Source organism: Microbispora sp. KK1-11 (genome assembly GCF_006874435.1).
GTDB classification, from domain to species: domain Bacteria; phylum Actinomycetota; class Actinomycetes; order Streptosporangiales; family Streptosporangiaceae; genus Microbispora; species Microbispora catharanthi.
Map to the genome: position 1 here is coordinate 123649 of NZ_VIRJ01000015.1, position 19223 is coordinate 142871.

Here is a 19223-nt window from a genome sequence, read left to right on the forward strand (position 1 = left end):
AGAGTGAGTGACGCGGTGAGCGGCGTGACCAGCCCTGATACGGCGCTCGCGCTGATCCGCCGGTGGCGTGACGCGAGCCCCGACGCGGTCGCGGTGAGCGGCGCCGGCGGCGTGCTGACATACCGGGAGCTGCACGACAGGGTCGACCGGCTGGCGGCGCTGCTGCGCGCCCGCGGAGTCGGCCCGGAGGTCCCGGTGGGCCTGTGCCTGGAGCGCTGCCCCGGCATGGTCGTCGCCCTGCTCGCCGTGTGGCGGGCCGGCGGCGCCTACGTGCCGCTCGACCCGGGATTCCCCGAGGACCGGCTCCGGTTCATGCGGGAGGACGCGGGCATCCGGCTGGTGCTGGCCGGCCAGGGCGTCGAGTCCCGGCTGCTCGACGGCGTCCCCGACGTCGTCGAGCTGGCGCAGGACGGCGTTCCCGTCGCGGGCTGGGCGCCCGGCAGCGGTGACGGCGACGGGCCGGCCGACGGCTCGGCCGACGGCGCCGTGGGCGATTTGGCCTACCTCATGTACACCTCGGGTTCCACCGGCAGGCCCAAGGGGGTCGCCGTGCCGCACGGCGCGGTGGTCAACCTGCTGGAGTCCTTCGCCTCCCTGCTGGAGCTCACCCCGCGCGACGCCTGGCTGGCGGTCACCACGCTGTCGTTCGACATCTCGGTGCTCGAGCTCCTCCTGCCGCTGGCCTGCGGCGCCCGCGTGGTGGTCGCGTCCGGGCACGAGACGGCGGACGGCCGCGCCCTGCGGTCGCGCGCCGTGGCCGAGGCCGTCACGATCATGCAGGCGACCCCGGCGAGCTGGCGCATCCTGCTCGAATCCGGCGGGGTCCCCGAGAACGTCGCGACCCGGCTGTGCGGGGGCGAGGCGCTGCCCCGCGACCTCGCCGACGCCCTCCTCGACGGCGGCGCCCGGCTCTGGAACGTGTACGGCCCGACGGAGACGACGGTCTGGTCGACGGCCGGGCGGGTAGCCCCGTCTCCGGCCCCCGTGGACCTGGGCGAGCCCATCGGCAACACGACGGTGCACATCCTCGGCCCCGACGGGCGTCCCGTGCCGCCCGGCGAGGCCGGTGAGCTGCACATCGGCGGCGCGGGCCTGGCCAGGGGATACCGCGGCATGCCGGGACAGACGGCGGCCAGGTTCCTGCCCGACCCGTTCTCCGAAGTGCCGGGGGCCCGCCTGTACGCCACGGGCGACCTCGCCAGGGTCGAGAACGGCAGGCTCCGCTACCTGGGCCGGGCCGACCAGCAGGTGAAGGTGCGCGGGTTCCGGATCGAGCTCGGCGAGATCGAGAGCGTGCTGCGGGCCGCGCCTGAGGTGGCCGGCGCCGCCGTCGGCGTCTGCGACGGTCCCGACGGGCTGCCGCGTCTGGTCGCCTACGTCGTACGCGCGGCCGGGGAGCCCGGGGAGCCCGAGGAGGCGGACCTGTGGCCGTCCCTGCGTGACCGGCTGCGCCGCGACGTGCCCGAGTACATGGTGCCCGCCCACCTCGTGGTGCTGGACGCCCTGCCGCTCACCCCCAACGGCAAGCTCGACCGCAAGGCCCTGCCCGTGCCCGAGTGGACCCGGGCGCGGAGCCGGCCGTACCGGCCTCCGTCCACCCCGCTGGAGGAGGACCTCGCGGCGATGTGGGGGGAGGTGCTGGGCATCGCGGAGCCGGTCGGCGTCGACGACGACTTCTTCGAGCTCGGCGGGCACTCGCTGACCGCCACCCAGATCATCGCCAGGATCCAGGCGCGCTTCGCGATCAACGTGCCGATCGTGGTGCTGTTCGAGAACCCCACGGTGGCCGACCTGGCGGCGGCGATGGACCGGCTGGACGACGACGACCTGGACCTCGCGGAGATCGCCGCGCTCCGCGACGAGCTCGACGGCCTCAGCGCCGAGGACCTGGCGGCCGTGCTCGACGAGATGGCGTCGGACGCATGAGGGCGCCCCTGTCGCCGGGCCAGGAACGGCTCTGGCTCCTGCAGAGGCTGAATCCCCGCGACGCCTCCTACACCATGTACACCGTCCGCAGGCTGCGCGGGCCCCTCGACACCGGCACCCTCGAACAGGCCCTCGCCGACGTCGTGGCCCGGCACGAGGGCCTGCGCACCCGGTTCGACGAGGAGGACGGCGTCCCCTGGGCGGTCGCCGAGCCGCCGGGGGCGGCGGGGTCGGTCCCGCCGGTCGAGCGGATCCAGGCCGGCGACGAGGAGCACGCCCGGCGGCTCGTCGCCGAGCGGGTGAACGCGCCGTTCGACCTCGCCGAGGGCGTGCCGCTGCGCGTCGCGGTCATCGCGATCGGCGCGCTGGACCACGTCCTGTGCGTCACGATGCACCACATCATCGGCGACGGCTGGTCGCTGGGGATCCTCTTCGACGACCTGGCGGAGTGCTACACCGCGCGCCTGCACGGGGGCGCGCCGAGTCTGGCGCCGCTGCCGGTCCAGCCGTCCGACTACGCCCGCTGGCAGCGCCGCCGCGCCGAGCGCGCGGTGCCGTACTGGCAGGAGCGGCTGGCCGATCCGCCGCCGCCCGACCTGCCCTGCGGCATGGGAAGCGAGGGGATCGGGGACGTCCGCGACGAGGATCGCGCGGGCTTCCAGGTCGTCCGGATGGGCCGGGAGGTCGCGGGCGAGCTGGACCGGCTCGCCCGCGAGCACAGGACCACCCTGTTCACCGTGCTCATGACGGCCTACCAGGTGCTGCTGCACCGGCACACCGGCCACACCGACGTCCTCGTCGGCACGGCCGTGGCCGGCCGCGACCGGGTCGAGCTGGAGCCGATGATCGGCTACCTCTCGCAGACCGTCGTGCTGCGCGGCGACCTCGACGGCGATCCGTCGTTCACCGAGTTGCTGGGGCGCATCAGGCATGAGGCGCTGACGGCGCTGAGCCGGCCCTCGGTCCCGTTCGAGCGGATCGGGCACCCCGCCGAGGCGCTGATGCCGACCATGTTCATCCTGCACACCCAGGACCTGGGCCCCACCCGGCCGTTCGGCGACCTGTCCGTGGGCTTCTTCCCCGACGGGTATCGGCAGGTCAAGCTCGGCCTGTACGCCGAGGCGTGGTTCGAGGACGGCGAGATCGTCGTGTCGTTCGGCCACGACGGGTCCAGCGGATCTCCGCACGAGGCGCAGGCCGTCCGGCGGCTCGCCGACCGCTTCCTGCTCCTGCTCGAGTCGGCCGTGGCCGAGCCGCATCGCCGGATCTCCGAGCTGCGCCTCTGGACCGGCGACGACGAGGCGGACATCCGTGCCATGGCCGGCGAGGGCGCCGACGCTGCGGGACCGATGGTCCCCGAGATGATCGCGGAGATCGTCCGGCGCACGCCCGGCGCCGTCGCCGTGGTGTGCGGGGAGACCGAGGTCACCTACGGCGAACTGGACCGGCGGGCGGCGCGTCTCGCCGCGGCGCTGCGGGCGGAGGGGGTGCGCCCCGGCGACGTGGTCGGCGTCTGCCTGCCCCGTTCGGTCGAGGCGATCAGCGCGCTGCTCGCCGTGTGGCGGGCCGGCGCGGCCTACATGCCGTTCGAGCCGGAGGAGCCGGAGGAGCGGCTGGCCTTCTCGCTCGCGGACGCCGGGGCGACACACGTGATCACGACCCGGGCGCTGCCCGCCGGGCTCACCGCCGTCGGCCCGCTGGGCGGCGAGGACGACGCGGCCCCCGAAGACCGGGGTGAGCCGGCGCGGACGCGCCCGGGTGACGTTGCCTACGTGATCTCCACCTCTGGCTCCACCGGCAGGCCCAAGGGCGTCGCCGTCGAGCACCGCGCCATCGCGGCCCGGATCCGGTGGATGCGCGAGGAGTACGGCCTGGCGCCCGGCGACCGCGTCGTCCAGTTCGCGTCGCTGAGCTTCGACACCCACCTCGAAGAGGTCTTCCCCACGCTCGCCGCGGGAGCGACCCTGGTGCTGCTGCCGGGCGGGGCGGCGACGCTGCCCGACCTGCTGGCCGCCCCGGGCGGGGAGCGGATCACGATGCTCGACCTGCCCACCGCCTACTGGCACCACCTGGTCGAGGAGATCGACCAGATCGCCTGGCCGCCCGCGCTCCGTCTGGTCGTCATCGGCGGCGAGCAGGCGTCCGGCGGCGCGGTCACGCGCTGGCGCGGCCGGTTCGGCGACGGCGTCCGCCTGGTGAACACCTACGGCCCGACCGAGGCCGCGGTCATCGCGACCGCGACCGACCTCGGCGCGACGCCGTACGGCAGGCCGCCGATCGGCCGGCCCGTCGGCGCGACGACGGTCCACCTGCTCGACGCCGCCGGGGCGCCGGTCCCGAAGGGCGTGATCGGCGAGCTGGTCATCGGCGGCGCCGGGGTGGCACGCGGCTACCTGCGCCGCCCGGCGCTCACGGCCGCCGCCTTCGTCCCCGACCCGGTGGGACCGCCGGGATCGCGGAGGTACCGCACCGGCGACCGGGCACGCTGGAACCAGGAGGGCGCGCTGGAGTTCCTCGGACGGCTCGACGGGCAGCTCAAGGTCCGCGGCTTCCGGATCGAGCCGGGCGAGGTCGAGGCGCGGCTGCTCGACCATCCGGGCGTCGGCCAGGCGTTCGTGACGGTCCACGCCGAGGAGCTGGTGGCGTACGTGACCGGGACCGCGACCGGGGAGGAGCTCGCCGGGCACCTCGCGCGGACCCTGCCGCGCCATCTCGTCCCGACCGCCTGGGTCGTTCTCGACGCGCTGCCGCTCACCAGCCGCGGCAAGGTGGACCGCGCGGCGCTGCCCGCGCCGGTCAGGACGCCGTCGGCCGGGCACGTCCCGCCCAGCACGGACGCGGAGCTGCTGGTGGCCGAGATCTGGGCGGAACTGCTCGGCGTCGGCTCCATCGGCGTGAACGACGATTTCTTCACCCTGGGCGGGCACTCGCTGCTCGCGACGAGGATCGCGGCCAGGCTGCGCCGGGGGACCGGGGTGGAGGTCCCGGTCCGGACGATCTTCGAGCGGCGCACCGTGGCCGAGCTGGCGGTCGCGCTGGAGGACCTGCTGGTGGCCGAGCTGGAGAACATGTCGGAGGAGGAGGCCGAGCGCCTGCTCTCGTCCACCGGCGGCTGACCTCCCCCACAACGACGAGACCGCCGCGCACCCTCGGGTGCGCGGCGGTCTCGTCGTCGTGGTCCTGTCGTCGCCGTGGCCGGGTCAGGCGGAGGCGCGGATCACCAGGTGGGTGTCGAGGATGACGACCGGCTGCTCCAGCGGCTCGCCGTTGATCCGGGCGATCAGGAGCTGGACCATCTGCCGGCCCATCGCCTCGGTCGGCTGGTGCACGCTCGTCAGCTGAGGATCGGTGTGCAGCGCCACCTTGGAGTCCTCGAAGCCGATCACCGCGACGTCGTCGGGCACGACCAGGCCCTGCTCCTTCAACACCCGCAGGGCGCCGACCGCCATCGGGTCGGAGGCCGTGAACACGGCGTCCAGGTCGGGGTGACGGGCGAGCAGGTCGCGCATGCCCGCCTCCCCGCTCTCCTCGGAGAAGTCGCCGTACGCGACGCGCTCGGTCATACCGGTGGCCAGCAGCGCGTCGCGGTATCCGGCGAGACGGTCGACGCCCACGCCCATGTCCTGCGGACCGGCGATGGTGGCGATCTTGGTACGGCCCTTGGAGAGCAGGTACTTGACCGCCTGCCGGGCGCCGGCCCGGTTGTCCATGTCGACGAAGCTGTACGGGTTGAGCCCGACCGGGCGGCCACCGAGCACGGTCGGCACGCCCAGCTCCTCCAGCCGTCCCGGCAGCGGGTCGGCGCCGTGCACCGAGGTGAGCAGCACGCCGTCGACGTGCTGCCCGGTCAGGTAGTGCTCCAGCCGGTCGTGCTCGGCACGGTTCTGCGCCATCGTGAGGATGAGCTGGAGGCCGGTCTCCGCCAGCGCGGAGCCGATGCCGCGGATCAGCCCGGCGAAGTACGGCTCGTCGAAGACGCGCTGCTCCGACTCCGACACCACCAGCGCGATGGTGTCGGTCCGATTGGTCACGAGGGTGCGCGCCGCCCGGTTGGGCACGTAGCCGAGCTCCTGGATCGCCAGTAACACCGCGTCGCGGGCCCGGTCGCTCACCTTGGGCGAGCCGTTGATGACCCGCGACACGGTGCCGCGGCCGACCCCGGCGCGTGCGGCGACCGCTTCCAGAGTCGGCCGGCCTCCGGAACGGCGGTCCCCGTTCATCTATACTGCCCCCTTATCGTGTCTGCGCTTATTGTGCCCGACCCAGCAGGCCGCCGTGTCTGATGGTGTCGGCATACCACAAAGCGCTCGATTTCATGGTCCTCGCCTGGGTCTCGTAGTCGACGTAGACAAGGCCGAAGCGCTTGCCGTATCCCCAGGCCCACTCGAAGTTGTCCATCAGCGACCAGGCGAAGTAGCCCTGAAGCGGGATGCCCGACTCGATGGCCGCGTGGCAGGTCCGCAGGTGGGCGTCGATGTAGGCCACCCGATCGGGGTCGTGCACCGTGCCGTCCTCGCCGATCACGTCGTCGTAGGCGGCGCCGTTCTCCGAGATGTAGAGCGGGATCCGCGGATACTCGTCGGCGATCCTGCGCAGCATCTCCTGCAGGCCGCTGTCGTCGATCTCCCAGCCCATGGAGGTGACCGGGCGGCCGCCGTTGACGAAGCCCACGTGCTCGCTGCCGATCCACGGCGACCCGGAGTCCGTCGGCGCGGCGGCCGCGGACGCGGCGCCGCCGGGCGCACCGGAGACGGTGAAGCGGCTGTAGTAGTTGATCAGCAGCATGTCGAGCGGGGCGGCGATCGTGGCCAGGTCGCCGTCCTGGATGAACTCCATGTCGGACAGGTGGCTCAGATCGGCCAGCACGTCCTCGGGGTAGGAGCCCTTGAGCAGCGCGTCCAGGAAGAAACGGTTCTGCAGCCCGTCGATGCGGCGGGCGGCGTCCTGGTCGGCCTCGCTGCCCGTGGCCGGCGTGACCGGGTACACGTTCACGCACCCGCCGATCTGCGAGTGGGCGTTCTGCGCCCGCATCGCCTGGACGGCCAGGCCGTGCGCGAGGTTGAGGTGGTGCGCGGCGCGAAGCGCGGCGGCCGGCTCGCGCCGCCCGGGGGCGTGCTCGCCGGAGGCGTAGCCGAGGAACGCGGCGCACCAGGGCTCGTTGACCGTGCTCCAGTTCCTGACCCGGTCGCCGAGCTCGGCGTGCACGGTCGCGGCGAAGTCGGCGAAGCGCTTCGACGTGTCGCGCGACGGCCACCCGCCGGCGTCTTCGAGCGCCTGGGGGAGGTCCCAGTGGTAGAGCGTCAGCCACGGGTCGATGCCGTAGCTGAGAAGCTCGTCGATGAGCCTCTTGTAGAAGTCGAGGCCCTTGGCGTTGTACGCGCCGGAGCCGTCGGGCTGGATCCGAGGCCAGGAGACGGAGAACCGGTAGGCGGTGAGGCCGAGGTCCGCCATGAGCCTGACGTCCTCGCGATACCGGTTGTAGTGGTCGATCGCGATCTCGGCGGTGTCTCCGCCCACGACGCGTCCGTCCTGGCCGCAGAAGGTGTCCCAGATGGAGCGGCCCCGCCCGTCCGCGGCGATCGCGCCCTCGATCTGGTAGGCGGAGGTGGCGGCGCCCCAGACGAACCCGGTGGGGAACATCAGGCCGGCCGTCTCCGCTTCGGGTCGTGTGCCTTGCGTTGTCACGCCTTGACCGCACCTTCCATGAGCCCGCCGATGATCTGTCGGCCGAACAGGATGAAAACGACGATGAGCGGGAGGATCGACAAGAGCGTGCCGCTGAAGATCAGCACGTAGTCCGTCCCGTACTTCGCGTTGAGCGAGTTGATCGCGACCTGGACCGTCGGGTTGTCCGGGTTCAGCACGATCAGCGGCCACATGAACTCGTTCCAGTTCAGCATGAACGTGTTGATGCCCAGCACTCCCATGCCCGGCCGTACGGCGGGCAGGATGACGTTCCACCAGATCCGCAGCGTGGAGGCGCCGTCGACGCGGGCGGCCTCGACCAGCTCGTTCGGCACGGCCTGCTCGGTGTACTGCGTCATGAGGAAGACGCCGAAGCCGTTGAGCAGGAAGGGCAGGATCACCGCCTTGATCGAGCCGACCCATTCGAGGTTGACCATGAGCCGGTAGAGGGGGACCTGGCCCATCTGCTGCAGCGGGACCATCATGGTCAGCAGCACCAGCAGCAGCAGGATCTTGCCGCCCTTGAACTGCAGCCGGGCGAACGCGAAGCCGGCGAACGTCGAGATCAGCACCACCGAGACCGTCACCGTGGCGGCGATGATCAGCGAGTTGGTCAGACCGGTCATGTAGTGCGCGTCGGGGTTGGACAGCACGCGCTGGACGTTCTCCCCGAGCTTGCCGCCCGGCAGGAACGGCGGCGGCATGTCGGTCGCCTCGGTGTTGGTGCGCGAAGCGATGACGATCATGTAGTACAGCGGGAACGCCGAGATGATGATCGTGACCGCGAGGACGAGTTTCGTCATCGGCGTGGCGGTCCAGAGGCCGGCGGCACCTCCCGGCGCCTTGGCGCGGCGCCGCCGCGGGGTGGCTGGCGCGGAGAGCGTGGTCACTTGTTGCCCCCGATCCGGCGGATGAGCAGGAAGTTGATGGCCGATCCGATGAGGATGAGCAGGAACAGCAGCCAGGCGGCCGCGGAGGCGTAGCCGTAGTCGAACTCGCGGAAGCCCTGCTCGAAGATGAACATCGAGACGGTCTGGAACTGGCTGTTGGTGCCGCCGTGGACGTTGCCGTTGTAGAACGTCGTCGGCTCGGAGAACAGCGTGAGGCCGCCGATGGTGGAGTTCAGCACCACGAAGATCATCGTGGGCCGGAGCATCGGAACCGTGATCTGCCAGAACTGGCGCCGCCGGGACGCGCCGTCGATCGAGGCCGCCTCGTAGAGGTCCTTGGGGATCGTCTGCATGCCGGCCAGGAAGATGATCGCGTTGTAGCCGGTCCAGCGCCAGTCGATCATCGTCGCGATGGCGAGCCAGGAGGGGAGGCGCTCGGTCTTCCAGCTGACGGGGTCGATGCCGAACCAGCTCAGCACCCAGTTGATCATGCCGTAGTCGCGGCCGTACAGCTGGGTGAAGACGACCGCCACCGCGACGACCGAGGTGACGAGGGGGAGCAGGACGCCCAGCCGGACGAACAGCTGTGCCTTCATCCGCTTGTTGAGCGCGTTGGCCAGCAGCAGGGCCAGCAGGATCTGCGGGACCGTCGCGATGACGAACATCGCGAGCGTGTTGACGACCGCCCTCCAGAAAGCGGAGTCGTCGAGCAGTGCGGCGAAGTTGCCGAGGCCCGTCCACTCGACCGTGCCGGTGAGGTCGTAGTCGAAGAACGAGTAGTAGAGGGTGAAGCCGAGCGGGAAGAGCCCGAAGACCAGGAAGAGCAGGTAGTAAGGAGAGACCAGGAGGTACGGCGCGGCCTTGAGGTCCAGCCAGGTCAGAAAGGACCGGCCCGGTCTCGGCCGGACGTGCCTCCGGCTGGGCGGCATCGGTGCCCGGGTGGGTTGCCCGGCGTCGACGTGCAGGCTCATAAGTTACCTTTCGGGTGAAAGCAGGCGACCGGCCCGCCGGCGGGGTGCCGCTGCGGCGGGCCGGTGCTCACCTGGCGGGCGTGATCAGCCCGCGGCCTTCACGGCGTCGTCGACGAGCTTCTTCCAGCCGTTCGCGTACGGCACGGAGCCGTCGTCGATGGCGGAGACGACCGACTCGATGGCGTTCTTGACCTGGGCGTGCTTGACGCCGAGGAAGATCGGCTGGAGCGAGGCGGCCGACTTGGCGAAGATCTCACCGACGGGGGCGTCGTTGAAGTACTCGTTCTTCGCGCCCTGGACGGCCGGGTCCTGCTGCGCCTGGACGTTGCTCGGCATGTTGCCGGCGTAGTTGAAGACGCTGACCTCGGCGTCCTTACCGGTCAGGTAGTCGAGGACCTGCGCCGCCTCCTTGGGGTGCTTCGACTGCTTCGGCACGGCGAGCCAGGAGCCGCCCCAGTTGCCGCCGCCGCCGGGCACCGCCGCGACGTCCCACTTGCCCTTGAAGTCCGGTCCGGCGCCGCCGTCGCCGCTCACCGCGCCGAGCATCCACGACGGGCAGCCGAGGGTGGCGAACTGCGACTTCTTCATGCCGGTGTTCCACTCGGGCGTGAAGTTGCGCAGCTTGGCCGTGAGGCCCTCCTGGCTGATCTTCTGGGCGAAGTCGTACGCCGTCTTGACCGCCGGGTTCTTGTCGACGATCAGGTTGTTGTCCTTGTCGAAGTAGGTGACGTTGCCGTTCTTGGCACCCTCCTGGACCAGGACCACGTTGTAGAGCGTGTTGGTGCCGTCGACGAACTTGGTGTCCTTGATCTTGTCCTGGAACTTGTGGGCGACCTTGACGAAGTCGTCCCAGGTCGGCCAGAGCTTGCTGACCTCTTCGCGGTCGGCGGGCAGACCGGCCTTCTCGAACAGGTCACGGCGGTAGCACAGGCTCATGCCGCCGACGTCGGTGCCGAGGCCGAACAGCTTGCCGTCGGCGGTGACGCCGTTCTCCCACTTCCAGGCGGCGAAGTCGCTCTTGCGGTTCTGCAGGCCGAACTCGCCGAGGTCGGCCCACCACTCGGGGTGCGCCTTGGCGAGGCCCATGCCGCCCTCGTCGATGCCGACGACGTCGCCGGCGCCCGCGCCGGACTGCAGCCACTGGATCATCTGCGGCCAGTAGACCTGCTCGAACTGGTCGGTCAGGTTGTCATACTTGATCTGGATGTCCTTGTGCTCGGCGTTCCACTTGTCGACGGCCTCCTTGTAGCCGAAGTTCTTGCCGCCGCCGAACGTCTGGAGCGTGATGGTGACGGGGCCGGCCGCCGCCGAGGACCCGCCGCCCGACGCGGTGTCGGCCTTGTCGTCGGACTGGCAGGCGGTGGCGCCGAGAGCCAGCGCCGCCACCGCGGCGACCGCGAGCAGCCTGCCGCGGCGCGAGGTTGCAATCATTCCGGACCCCTCTCAGGTGGTATCCCGAATCGTTCGTGGGAGGTGCATCCCAGGCCGGTCCCCGATCTCACGGCCCGCGATCGAAGGTTGTGCTCGGTGCTCCCGCACGTACCAAGTGCCGTTGGGAGCGCTCCCACGAAGGGTCCTCTATGAGCAACCGGGGCGTCAATATGCCGAAACCTAACTGTTACTCCCTGGGTGGTTAGAGCCGGTCAATGGGACATACTAGGACATAGCGCGCTTGGGAGCGCTCCCATAGCCATATGGGCAGAAATGAATAGGGGGTGCCCCGAACCCGCCGGGGCACCCGCCCTTATCCGCTCGGTCACCTCACCCGTGGGCCGCCGCGCCCGTCCCCAGGGACACTCCGCCGTCCAGCGAGACCCCCGTGCCGGAGATCACTGTGCCGGAGACCACCGTGCCTGCGGCGTCCGCCAGCCGGCACGTGGGTCCGGAGCAGGCCCGCAGCAGCGCGAGCCGGGCCGCGAGCGCGGCCGTCAGGCCCGGGCCGGCCGTCGCCGCGATGTTGTGCAGCTCCGCCGGGTCGTCCCGCAGGTCGTAGAGCTGCCGCTCCCCGGTCTCGTACTCCACGTACGCGTATCGCGCGGTCCGCACCATCGCGTACGTGGGCGGCGAGTGCGGCGAGTAGGAGGGGTGGTAGAACTCCGCGAGCACGGCGTCGCGCCAGGGGACGTCGTGCCCCTGCAGGAGCGGGACGAGCGAGCGGCCCTCGGCCGTGGGCGGCACCGCGGCCCCGCCCAGCTCGGCGAACGTGGGCGCGAGGTCGACCGTCGACGTGAGCGCGTCGATCACGCCCCCGGCGGGCACCCCCGGCCCGCGCACCACCATCGGCACCCGGATGTCCTCCTCGAAGGGCGTCGTCTTGCCCGGCCGCAACCGGTGCTGGCCGAGGTGGAAGCCGTTGTCGGAGGTGAAGAAGATGTAGGTGTCGTCCAGGCGGCCCGCCCGGCGCAGCGCCTCGACCAGGGCGCCCACCATGTCGTCGACACCGAGCATGGCCCGCAGCCGGTCGCGGTGAACGCGGTCGATCCGCCGCGTGTCGGCGGCCGACAGCGGCGTGCGCTCGCTGAGCCAGCGGGGCTCGGCGGACAGGTCGGCCTGGTCGAACGACGCGGTCCGCGGCGCCTGCTCGCCGGCGAAGGCGGCGGCGTGGCGCGGCGCGTAGTGCGCGGGCAGGTGCGGCGCGACCGGGGCGAGATAGAGGAAGAACGGAGTGTCTCCTCCGGCGGCGGAACCGGTCGCGAACGCCGCGGCCTTGGCGCTCAGCACGTCCTCCAGGTAGTCCTCGGGGGCGTCGCCGTACCGCCGGATCGCGCCGTTCTCGTTGAGCGCGTAGCCGTACTCCTGGTAGAGGCGGGTGACGGGGACGTGCCATTCGTCCCAGCCGGGCGGCACGTACGTGCGCGGCGCGCCCTCGGGGTAGTTGTTGAGATACTTGCCCATGAGCGCGGTGCGGTAGCCCGCGTCGTGCATCCAGGTCCCGAGGGTGGAGGCCTCCAGCGGCCGGAACTTCGGGAACCCGCCGGTCGGCGACCGGTTGCTCTCCACCTGGTGGCTGTGCATGTACTGCGAGCGCAGGATGGACGAGCGGGAGGGGCAGCACCAGGGATTGGTGACGAAGAAGCGGGACAGCGTGGTGCCCTGACGCACCAGGAGATCGGTGATGTTGGGGAACCTGCTCAGATCCGACGCGTCCAGGTCGTCGGTGAGGATCAGCACGATATTGGGCCGTTGAGCCGCGAGCGTGGGGGCGGGCTCGGCGCGGGAGGCGCCGGTGAGCCCGAGGCACAGCAGGAGCGCCGCGGCGAGCCCGGCCCACAGCTTTCTCGATCGTCGTGGTTGGGGCACGGCAGCAATCATTGCCACGCCCCCGGCAGGGGAAACGTACGCAGCGTGACCGTGTGACCGCGCCCTGTCCGTTATGCGGGAGACTCTGGTGAATCCTGCCGCCACGAGCGCGGACCCACCGGCCACGGCACGGCACGAATCGGAAGCCGTCCCTGTCCGCCGCCGGGATCAGCTCGTCCGGCCGCTCGGCGAGGGGGTCTCCTTCAGCCCTCGGCAGCGGTGATTCGCGTGACCTCCGCGGCGGTCATGCCCGCGCCGGGTTCCAGTACACGGGCCGCCGATATCAGCAGCAGTGCGACGGCGACGGCCCCCGGGTCCGGAACGCCGACGCTGCGGTCGCCGACGTAGCTGGCCCTTCCCCGGCGGGCGCGAAGCGAGGAGGTGGCCCTCGCGCCGTCGGCGGCCCCGCGTGCGGCGCCGCTGAGCGTGCCCTCCGCGGCGAACCCTTCGATGGCGGGGACGAGGGCGTCGACGAGGGTCCGGTCGCCGGGTTCCGCCTCGCCGACACGCTGGATCGCGGCCAGGCCCGCGGCGAGCCCCTCCCGCCAGGCGGCCACGGGATCAGGGAGGCGTTGCCCGGCCCGCGCGAGCTCCGCGAACATGAGGCCGAACAGTGGTCCGCTGGTGCCGCCGACCTCGTCGAGGAACACGGACGCCGCCACGGCGAGCGCCGGCTCCCGTGACTCCGGCGTCACTCGAGATGCGGCGTCCAGCCGGTCGACGACCCGCCGCAGGCCGTCACGCAGGTTGTCGCCGAAGTCGCCGTCTCCGGCCCTCCGGTCCATAAGAGTGAGGTCCGCGTGGGCGTCCTCCACCACGCGGTGGTATTCACGGATCACTGGTTCCATGCATGTGGCGGTCATCGGGAGAGCACCTCGTCGTGGTTCGGAAAGGCGGGGGTGATCGAGGGCGCCCGCCACAGGTCCAGCCAGCCGGGCGCGAGCCGCGTCAAGGTGAGCGAGAACCCCCTCATGTCGAGCGCGGCGACGTACGTCCCCACCAGTGATGCCGCAAGGCGTTCGCCTCGGTCGCCCAGGATCCGCGACACATGGCCGAAGACCGAATACAGCTCCAGGGCGGTCGCCGACCCGAGCCCGTTCACGACCAGCAGGACCTCCGAGCCGCCGGTCGGCAGGGCCGTCAGCAGGTCGGTCACCATGCGTTCGAGGAGCCGGGAAAGCGGTGGCCGGGCGATGCTCGTGGCGGCTCGTTCCCCATGGATCCCGACGCCGTACTCCAGTTCTTCGGGATCGAGATCGAAGGCGGGTTCCCCCGCCCGCAGGGTGGTGTACGAGCGGGAGGCGACCGCCAGGCTGCGGGACGCGGCGGCGACGCGGGTGCCGAGCTCGGCCAGTTCGCCCAGGCCGAGTCCGGTGTCGGCGGCGGCGCCCAGGATCTTCTCCACCACCACGGTGGCCGCGGTGCCCCGGCGTCCGGTCGCGGTGTCGTCCCTGTCGGTCGCGAGGTCGTCGTCGACCAGTACGCGGCGTACGGCGACGCCGTCCTGGCGCAGTCTCTCGGCGGCGATGCCGAAGTTGATCCGGTCTCCGGTGTAGTTCTTCACGATATGCAGGACGCCCTCAGGGCCGGCGGCCGCCCGGCTCGCCTCGTAGACCTGCCGGTTGTGCGGTGAGGCGAAGACCTGGCCGGGTGCGACGGCGTCCAGCATGCCCCGCCCCAGGAATCCCGCGTGGAGTGGTTCGTGGCCGGAGCCTCCGCCGGACACCAGACCGACGCGCCGGCCGGGATGCCGCTGCCGGGCGACGAGGTGAAGCGGGTCGTCCCGCATCTCGATCAGGTGGCCGTGGGCCTCGGCGAACCCGGCACAGGCCGCCCGGACCAGGTCTCGTTCGTCGGAAACGAAGGCGGCGGTCATCGATGTGCCATCTCCTGAGTGTCGGCGGACGTGGGGTGGGCGGCCTCGCCGGAGCGCAGCCGCGAAGCGCTGACGCTGGAGATGACGGCGATGGCGACGCCGTAGAGGGCGACGTAGCTCCAATGGCCCCCGGCGGCCACGAGCAGCGAGGTGCCGATGAGCGGAGCGAGGCCTCCGCCGAGCGTCGCGCCGAACTGCTGGGTGGCGGACAGGCCGGTGTAGCGCATCCGCACCGGATAGAGATTGGCGAACAGCGCGGCCTGCGCGCCGTACATGGCCCCGTGCCCGATGCCCAGCCCGAGCGTCATCGCGAGCGTCGTGAGGAAGAAGTCGCCCGTGGAGACGAGCAGGAAGAACGGGATGGCGAGCACCACCTGGAACAGCGCTCCGCCGACGTAGACCTTGCGGCGCCCGATGCGGTCGGAGAGGGCACCGAAGATCGGGAGCGTGAGGCATTCGACGACGCAGGCGATGAGCACGGCCATCAGGATGGGCGTGCGCGGCAGGCCCAGGTGGGTGGTCGCGTACGCGACCGCGACCACGTAGTAGACGTTGTAGAGCCCGCTCTCGGCGATCTTGGCGAGGATCGACAGCACGACCTTCCCGCCGTAGCCGGTCAGGAGCTCCGTGATCGGCAGACGCTGCGTCTCACGGTCGGCGCGCATCTTGAGGAACTCGGGACTCTCGCTCACCCGCAGGCGGATGTACACGCCGACGGCGATGAGGAGCACGCTGAGCAGGAAGGGCACGCGCCATGCCCACCCGTCGTAGGCGCCCTCCGGCAGCACGGTGGTGAGGAGGGTGACCAGTCCGACGGGCAGGAGAACTCCGGCAGGGGTGCCGATGTGGACCAGCGACGTGTAGAAGCCCTGCCGTCCCCGCGGGCTGTACTCCAGCGCCATCAGCACGCCGCCTCCGTACTCGCCGCCCATGCCCAGGCCCTGGATCAGCCGGATCAGCACCAGCAGGATCGGCGCGGCCACCCCGATGCTCGCGTAGGAGGGGATCAGGCCGATCGCGAACGTGCCGAGGCCCATCATCAGCATGGTGGTGATGAGGACGTTCTTGCGTCCGAGCCGGTCGCCGAAATGCCCGAAGACCAGCCCGCCCAGTGGTCGCGCGATGTAGCCGACGAAGAAGGTGGCGAACGACGCGAGTGTGCCGACCAGCGGGGTGCTCTCCGGGAAGAAGACCTTGTTGAAGACCAGCGCCGCGGTCGTGGAGTAGAGGGTGAAGTCGTAGTACTCGACGGTCGTGCCCAGCGCGCTCGCGGTGACGACTCGTTGAAGGGGTGTTCTCCCGAGAGGGGCGCCGCCCCCCGTGGTCGGGCTTGTCATGAGTGTTTCTCCTTGGCTCAGGTCAAGGTGAGGCTCTGGTAACGTAATGCATCAGATATTAGATGTACAGGTCTCGTAGGAGGACCAGTGGGCAAGCTCGACCTGCACGGCATGATCTCGACCGTGGTGACGCCGTTCGACCAGCGGGACCAGGTGGACCTGGACCTGCTCCGCGCGGAGGTCAAGTACCTGCTCGGCGCAGGCGTGACCGCGATCTGCGCGTGCGGCAGCACGGGCGAGGGGCAGACCCTCTCGATGGAGGAGAGCCGGCTCATCTGCGAGACCGTCGTGGACGAGGTGGCGGGCCGCGTCCCGGTGATCGGCGGGGTGATCCAGAACTCCACCGCGCAGGCGATCCGGTACTCGCTGGCTCTCAAGGAAGCCGGAGTCGACGCGCTGCAGGTCACCCCGGTGCACTACGTGTTCAAGCCCTCGGCCGAGGAGACGGTCGCCTACTATCGCGAGATCGGCGAGGCCGTGGACCTCCCGATCGTGCTGTACAACGTCGTGCCGTGGGCGCTCGTGCCGGTGGACACGATCGAGAAGCTCTCCGCCGTGCCGCACCTCGTCGCCGTGAAGCAGAGCGGCGGGGACATGCACCTGCTGGCCGACCTGCTCCACCGGGTCCGTGACCGGTTCACCATCCTGGCGGCCCTGGACGACCTCCACTACGCGGCCTTCGTCCTCGGCGCGCACGGGGCGCTCGCGGCGATCCCGACGGTGACGCCGCGGCTGAGCGTGGAGCTGTGGGACGCCGTCCAGGCCGGCGACCACGCCCTGGCGCTCGAGCTGCACGAGAGGATCCTGACCGTGTGGCGGGCGATCGACGGGCCCAACCTCCCGGCGACGATCAAGGCGGCACTCGAGCTGCAGGGCCGGGACGGCGGCCTCCCGCGCAGGCCCTTCTCGCCGGCCACGCAGCAGGAGCGGGAGCGCATCCGGGCCGCTCTCGCCGCGGCTAACCTGATCGATTAGACATCACGCTGCACCGATGGAGGAGGCCCTGTTGGCCGTGCCCATGTCGAGCCCCTCGAGGCCAAGCCTGAAGGTGGAGTCCATCGCCGACCAGCTTTACCGTTTTCTGTGCGACCGCATCACCAGCGGTCACTATCGCCCCGGTCAGAGGCTCGACCCCGGAGCGATAGCCGCCGAGTTCGACGTCTCGCGCACACCTGTGCGCGACGCGCTCGTCCGGCTGGAGCACGACAACCTGATCGAGACGCGACCCCGGTCAGGCACCTTCGTCGCCCGGCCGGACGTCAACGACGTGCACGAGGTGTGCCAGGTGCGCAAGGGCATCGAGTGGCTCGCCACGGGCATCGCCGCCCTGAAGATGTCCGACGCGCAGATCGCGGATCTGCGGGCGGAGGTCGTCGAGGCCCAGGAACAGGCCGAGAAGGGCTCGTACGAGCCGTTCTTCGTCAGCGACACCCGGCTGCACAGGGAGATCGTCGCCGCTACCGGCAACCAGCGTCTCATCGCCATCCGAGCCTCCGTTGATCCGTTCGTGCAGTGGCTGCGTGTCCTCGGCGCGACCGGCACCCACCGCACGGCCGGATCCACGGCCCGCCACCTTCAAATCCTCGACGCCATGGCGGCTCGCGACGTGGCCGCCGCCCAGCAGGCGGCGGCCGTCCATCTCGACGAGGTCGCGGCGTGGACCGCCGCGGACATGGAGTCGCACGTCATCGAGACCTGAGCCGCACGCACTATCGGAATGGAGTCGCCCTGTCTCACGAAACCGGGTCCCACGAAACCGGGTCCCACGAAACCGGGTCCCACGACACCAGCCCCCAAGCCCTGACCTCCGTTCTCGCCGCGAGCGCCGCTGGCGCCCGCGCCTTCGCCCGGACGACCTCCGAGGAGCGGTCCGGCATGCTCCACGCGATCGCGGCGGCACTCGACGCCCATGCGGAGGAACTGGTGCCGCTGGCACGGGCCGAAACGCATCTGCCCGAACCCCGGCTGCAGGGCGAGCTGAAGCGCACGAGCTTCCAGGCTCGCCTGATCGGTGACCGGCTGCGCCAGGGGTTGCTGGCCGATGTGCGGATCGACCACGCCGACCCCGGCTGGCCCATGGGCCCACGTCCGGACATCCGGCGCACGGCGGTTCCGCTCGGGCCGGTGCTGGTGTTCGCGGCCGGCAATTTCCCCTTCGCCTTCAGCGTCGCCGGAGGCGACAGCGTCAGCGCCCTGGCCGCGGGCTGCCCTGTGGTGGTCAAGGCGCACCCGGGGCACCCGCGACTGTCGCGGCGTACGGCCGAGGTGGTGGCCGCCGCACTGAGGGAGGCCGGGGCACCCGAGGGGGTCTTCGCCCTGATCGAGGGCGTGGCGTCGGGGGTCGCCGCCGTGCAGGACCCGAGAGTCCGCGCCGTGGCCTTCACCGGCTCACTTCGCGGTGGCCGCCATCTCTTCGACCTGGCATGCGCCCGCGACGAACCGATCCCGTTCTACGGCGAGCTCGGGAGCACCAATCCCGTAGTGATCACGCCCTCGGCCTGGCGGAGCCGGGCGGAGGAGGTGGCGCGAGGGCTCGCAGCCTCATTCACGCTCGGGTCGGGACAGTTCTGCACCAAGCCCGGCATCGTGCTCGTACCCGACGCCTCGGCGCTGATCGCGGCGCTGCCGCCGGTGCACAGCGGGCCGATGCTGACCCCGGGGCTCACCGACGGGTTCCGCAAATCGCTCGACGAGCTGTCGGGCACCCCTGGTGTCGAGGTAGCCCTGGTCGGCGAACCTCTCGAAGAGGGAGTCCCCGCCCCTGTGGTCCTGCGCACGACCGCGGCCACCGTGCTGGCCGCGCCGCGGGTGCTCGAACTGGAGTGCTTCGGTCCGTCGACTCTGCTCGTGGAGTACGCGCGGGAGGACGAGGTGTACGAGGTCGTCGGGGCACTGCGCGGGCAACTGACGGCCACCGTGCAGGCCGGGCCGGACGACGACGAGCTGGCGCTGGCACTGGTGCCCCTGCTCGCCGAGCACGCGGGCCGCGTGCTGTGGAACGACTGGCCGACCGGTGTCACCGTCAGCGACGCCCAGCAGCACGGCGGACCCTACCCGGCCTCGACCGCTCCGGCCACGACGTCGGTGGGAACCGCGGCCGTCGCGCGCTTCCTGCGGCCGGTCGCCTTCCAGAACCTCCCGGATGCCGCCTTGCCCGCGGAACTCCGGGACGGCGCTTCCGGCCCGCGCCTGGTCGACGGGCACCTGAAGACACCGAGCTGAGGCGCCTCCCGCCGCC

Annotated in this window: 14 protein-coding genes; 5 read left to right on the forward strand and 9 right to left on the reverse strand. The window is 71.2% G+C overall.

Annotated elements, in window-relative coordinates:
- Window positions 1-3 precede the first annotated feature (3 nt).
- Window positions 4-1926 carry a non-ribosomal peptide synthetase gene (locus FLW16_RS22160; RefSeq protein WP_185949549.1) on the forward strand — a complete coding sequence of 641 codons (1923 nt, stop codon included), beginning with the start codon at window positions 4-6 and terminating at the stop codon, window positions 1924-1926.
- Window positions 1923-5042, forward strand: a complete 3120-nt coding sequence (locus FLW16_RS22165) for a non-ribosomal peptide synthetase (protein ID WP_142562024.1) — start codon at window positions 1923-1925, stop codon at window positions 5040-5042. Before FLW16_RS22160 ends, FLW16_RS22165 begins: the two co-directional genes overlap by 4 nt.
- A gap of 84 nt (window positions 5043-5126) precedes the next feature.
- On the opposite strand, the gene FLW16_RS22170 is transcribed toward FLW16_RS22165, so the two are convergent.
- From FLW16_RS22170 to FLW16_RS22210, 9 genes are all read right to left on the reverse strand, one after another.
- Entirely contained in the window at window positions 5127-6146 is a 1020-nt protein-coding gene (locus FLW16_RS22170) for a LacI family DNA-binding transcriptional regulator (protein ID WP_139572861.1), read from the reverse strand.
- Between the two features lie 28 nt (window positions 6147-6174).
- A complete protein-coding gene (locus FLW16_RS22175) occupies window positions 6175-7566 on the reverse strand; it encodes a GH1 family beta-glucosidase (RefSeq protein WP_142562094.1) in 1392 nt (463 codons plus the stop codon).
- A 41-nt stretch (window positions 7567-7607) separates the two neighbouring features.
- Window positions 7608-8414 carry a carbohydrate ABC transporter permease gene (locus FLW16_RS22180; protein WP_142562025.1) on the reverse strand — a complete coding sequence of 269 codons (807 nt, stop codon included), beginning with the start codon at window positions 8412-8414 and terminating at the stop codon, window positions 7608-7610.
- 83 nt (window positions 8415-8497) lie between these two features.
- On the reverse strand, window positions 8498-9472 hold the full coding sequence (locus FLW16_RS22185) for a carbohydrate ABC transporter permease (RefSeq protein WP_142562026.1): 975 nt from the start codon (window positions 9470-9472) through the stop codon (window positions 8498-8500).
- 84 nt (window positions 9473-9556) lie between these two features.
- Window positions 9557-10903 carry an ABC transporter substrate-binding protein gene (locus FLW16_RS22190; RefSeq protein ID WP_142562027.1) on the reverse strand — a complete coding sequence of 449 codons (1347 nt, stop codon included), beginning with the start codon at window positions 10901-10903 and terminating at the stop codon, window positions 9557-9559.
- Between the two features lie 330 nt (window positions 10904-11233).
- Window positions 11234-12772, reverse strand: coding sequence for a sulfatase (locus FLW16_RS22195; RefSeq protein WP_260615466.1), 1539 nt, complete (start codon window positions 12770-12772; stop codon window positions 11234-11236).
- A gap of 203 nt (window positions 12773-12975) precedes the next feature.
- On the reverse strand, window positions 12976-13620 hold the full coding sequence (gene dhaL, locus FLW16_RS22200; RefSeq protein WP_260615467.1) for a dihydroxyacetone kinase subunit DhaL: 645 nt from the start codon (window positions 13618-13620) through the stop codon (window positions 12976-12978).
- 11 nt (window positions 13621-13631) lie between these two features.
- Entirely contained in the window at window positions 13632-14648 is a 1017-nt protein-coding gene (locus FLW16_RS22205) for a dihydroxyacetone kinase subunit DhaK (RefSeq protein WP_142562029.1), read from the reverse strand.
- A complete protein-coding gene (locus FLW16_RS22210; protein WP_142562030.1) occupies window positions 14645-15985 on the reverse strand; it encodes an MFS transporter in 1341 nt (446 codons plus the stop codon). Before FLW16_RS22210 ends, FLW16_RS22205 begins: the two co-directional genes overlap by 4 nt.
- Window positions 15986-16072: 87 nt before the next feature.
- Between FLW16_RS22210 and FLW16_RS22215 the strand changes: the two genes are divergently transcribed.
- From FLW16_RS22215 to FLW16_RS22225, 3 genes are read left to right on the forward strand one after another with little or no spacing between them, the layout of a single operon-like run.
- Window positions 16073-16960, forward strand: coding sequence for a dihydrodipicolinate synthase family protein (locus tag FLW16_RS22215; RefSeq protein ID WP_185949550.1), 888 nt, complete (start codon window positions 16073-16075; stop codon window positions 16958-16960).
- A gap of 16 nt (window positions 16961-16976) precedes the next feature.
- On the forward strand, window positions 16977-17684 hold the full coding sequence (locus tag FLW16_RS22220; RefSeq protein ID WP_221891218.1) for a GntR family transcriptional regulator: 708 nt from the start codon (window positions 16977-16979) through the stop codon (window positions 17682-17684).
- A complete protein-coding gene (locus FLW16_RS22225; RefSeq protein WP_396686784.1) occupies window positions 17642-19207 on the forward strand; it encodes an aldehyde dehydrogenase (NADP(+)) in 1566 nt (521 codons plus the stop codon). The genes FLW16_RS22220 and FLW16_RS22225 overlap by 43 nt, the downstream gene beginning before the upstream one ends.
- Window positions 19208-19223: the final 16 nt, after the last annotated feature.

Bases quoted from the DNA above. Each gene is read 5' to 3' on its own strand.
- FLW16_RS22165 (WP_142562024.1), top strand. From the start codon at position 1,923: ATGAGGGCGCCCCTGTCGCCGGGCCAGGAACGGCTCTGGCTCCTGCAG.
- FLW16_RS22170 (WP_139572861.1), bottom strand. From the start codon at position 6,146: ATGAACGGGGACCGCCGTTCCGGAGGCCGGCCGACTCTGGAAGCGGTC.
- FLW16_RS22175 (WP_142562094.1), bottom strand. From the start codon at position 7,566: ATGTTCCCCACCGGGTTCGTCTGGGGCGCCGCCACCTCCGCCTACCAG.
- FLW16_RS22180 (WP_142562025.1), bottom strand. From the start codon at position 8,414: ATGACGAAACTCGTCCTCGCGGTCACGATCATCATCTCGGCGTTCCCG.
- FLW16_RS22185 (WP_142562026.1), bottom strand. From the start codon at position 9,472: ATGAGCCTGCACGTCGACGCCGGGCAACCCACCCGGGCACCGATGCCG.
- FLW16_RS22190 (WP_142562027.1), bottom strand. From the start codon at position 10,903: ATGATTGCAACCTCGCGCCGCGGCAGGCTGCTCGCGGTCGCCGCGGTG.
- dhaL (WP_260615467.1), bottom strand. From the start codon at position 13,620: ATGGAACCAGTGATCCGTGAATACCACCGCGTGGTGGAGGACGCCCAC.
- FLW16_RS22205 (WP_142562029.1), bottom strand. From the start codon at position 14,648: ATGACCGCCGCCTTCGTTTCCGACGAACGAGACCTGGTCCGGGCGGCC.
- FLW16_RS22210 (WP_142562030.1), bottom strand. From the start codon at position 15,985: ATGACAAGCCCGACCACGGGGGGCGGCGCCCCTCTCGGGAGAACACCC.
- FLW16_RS22220 (WP_221891218.1), top strand. From the start codon at position 16,977: ATGGAGGAGGCCCTGTTGGCCGTGCCCATGTCGAGCCCCTCGAGGCCA.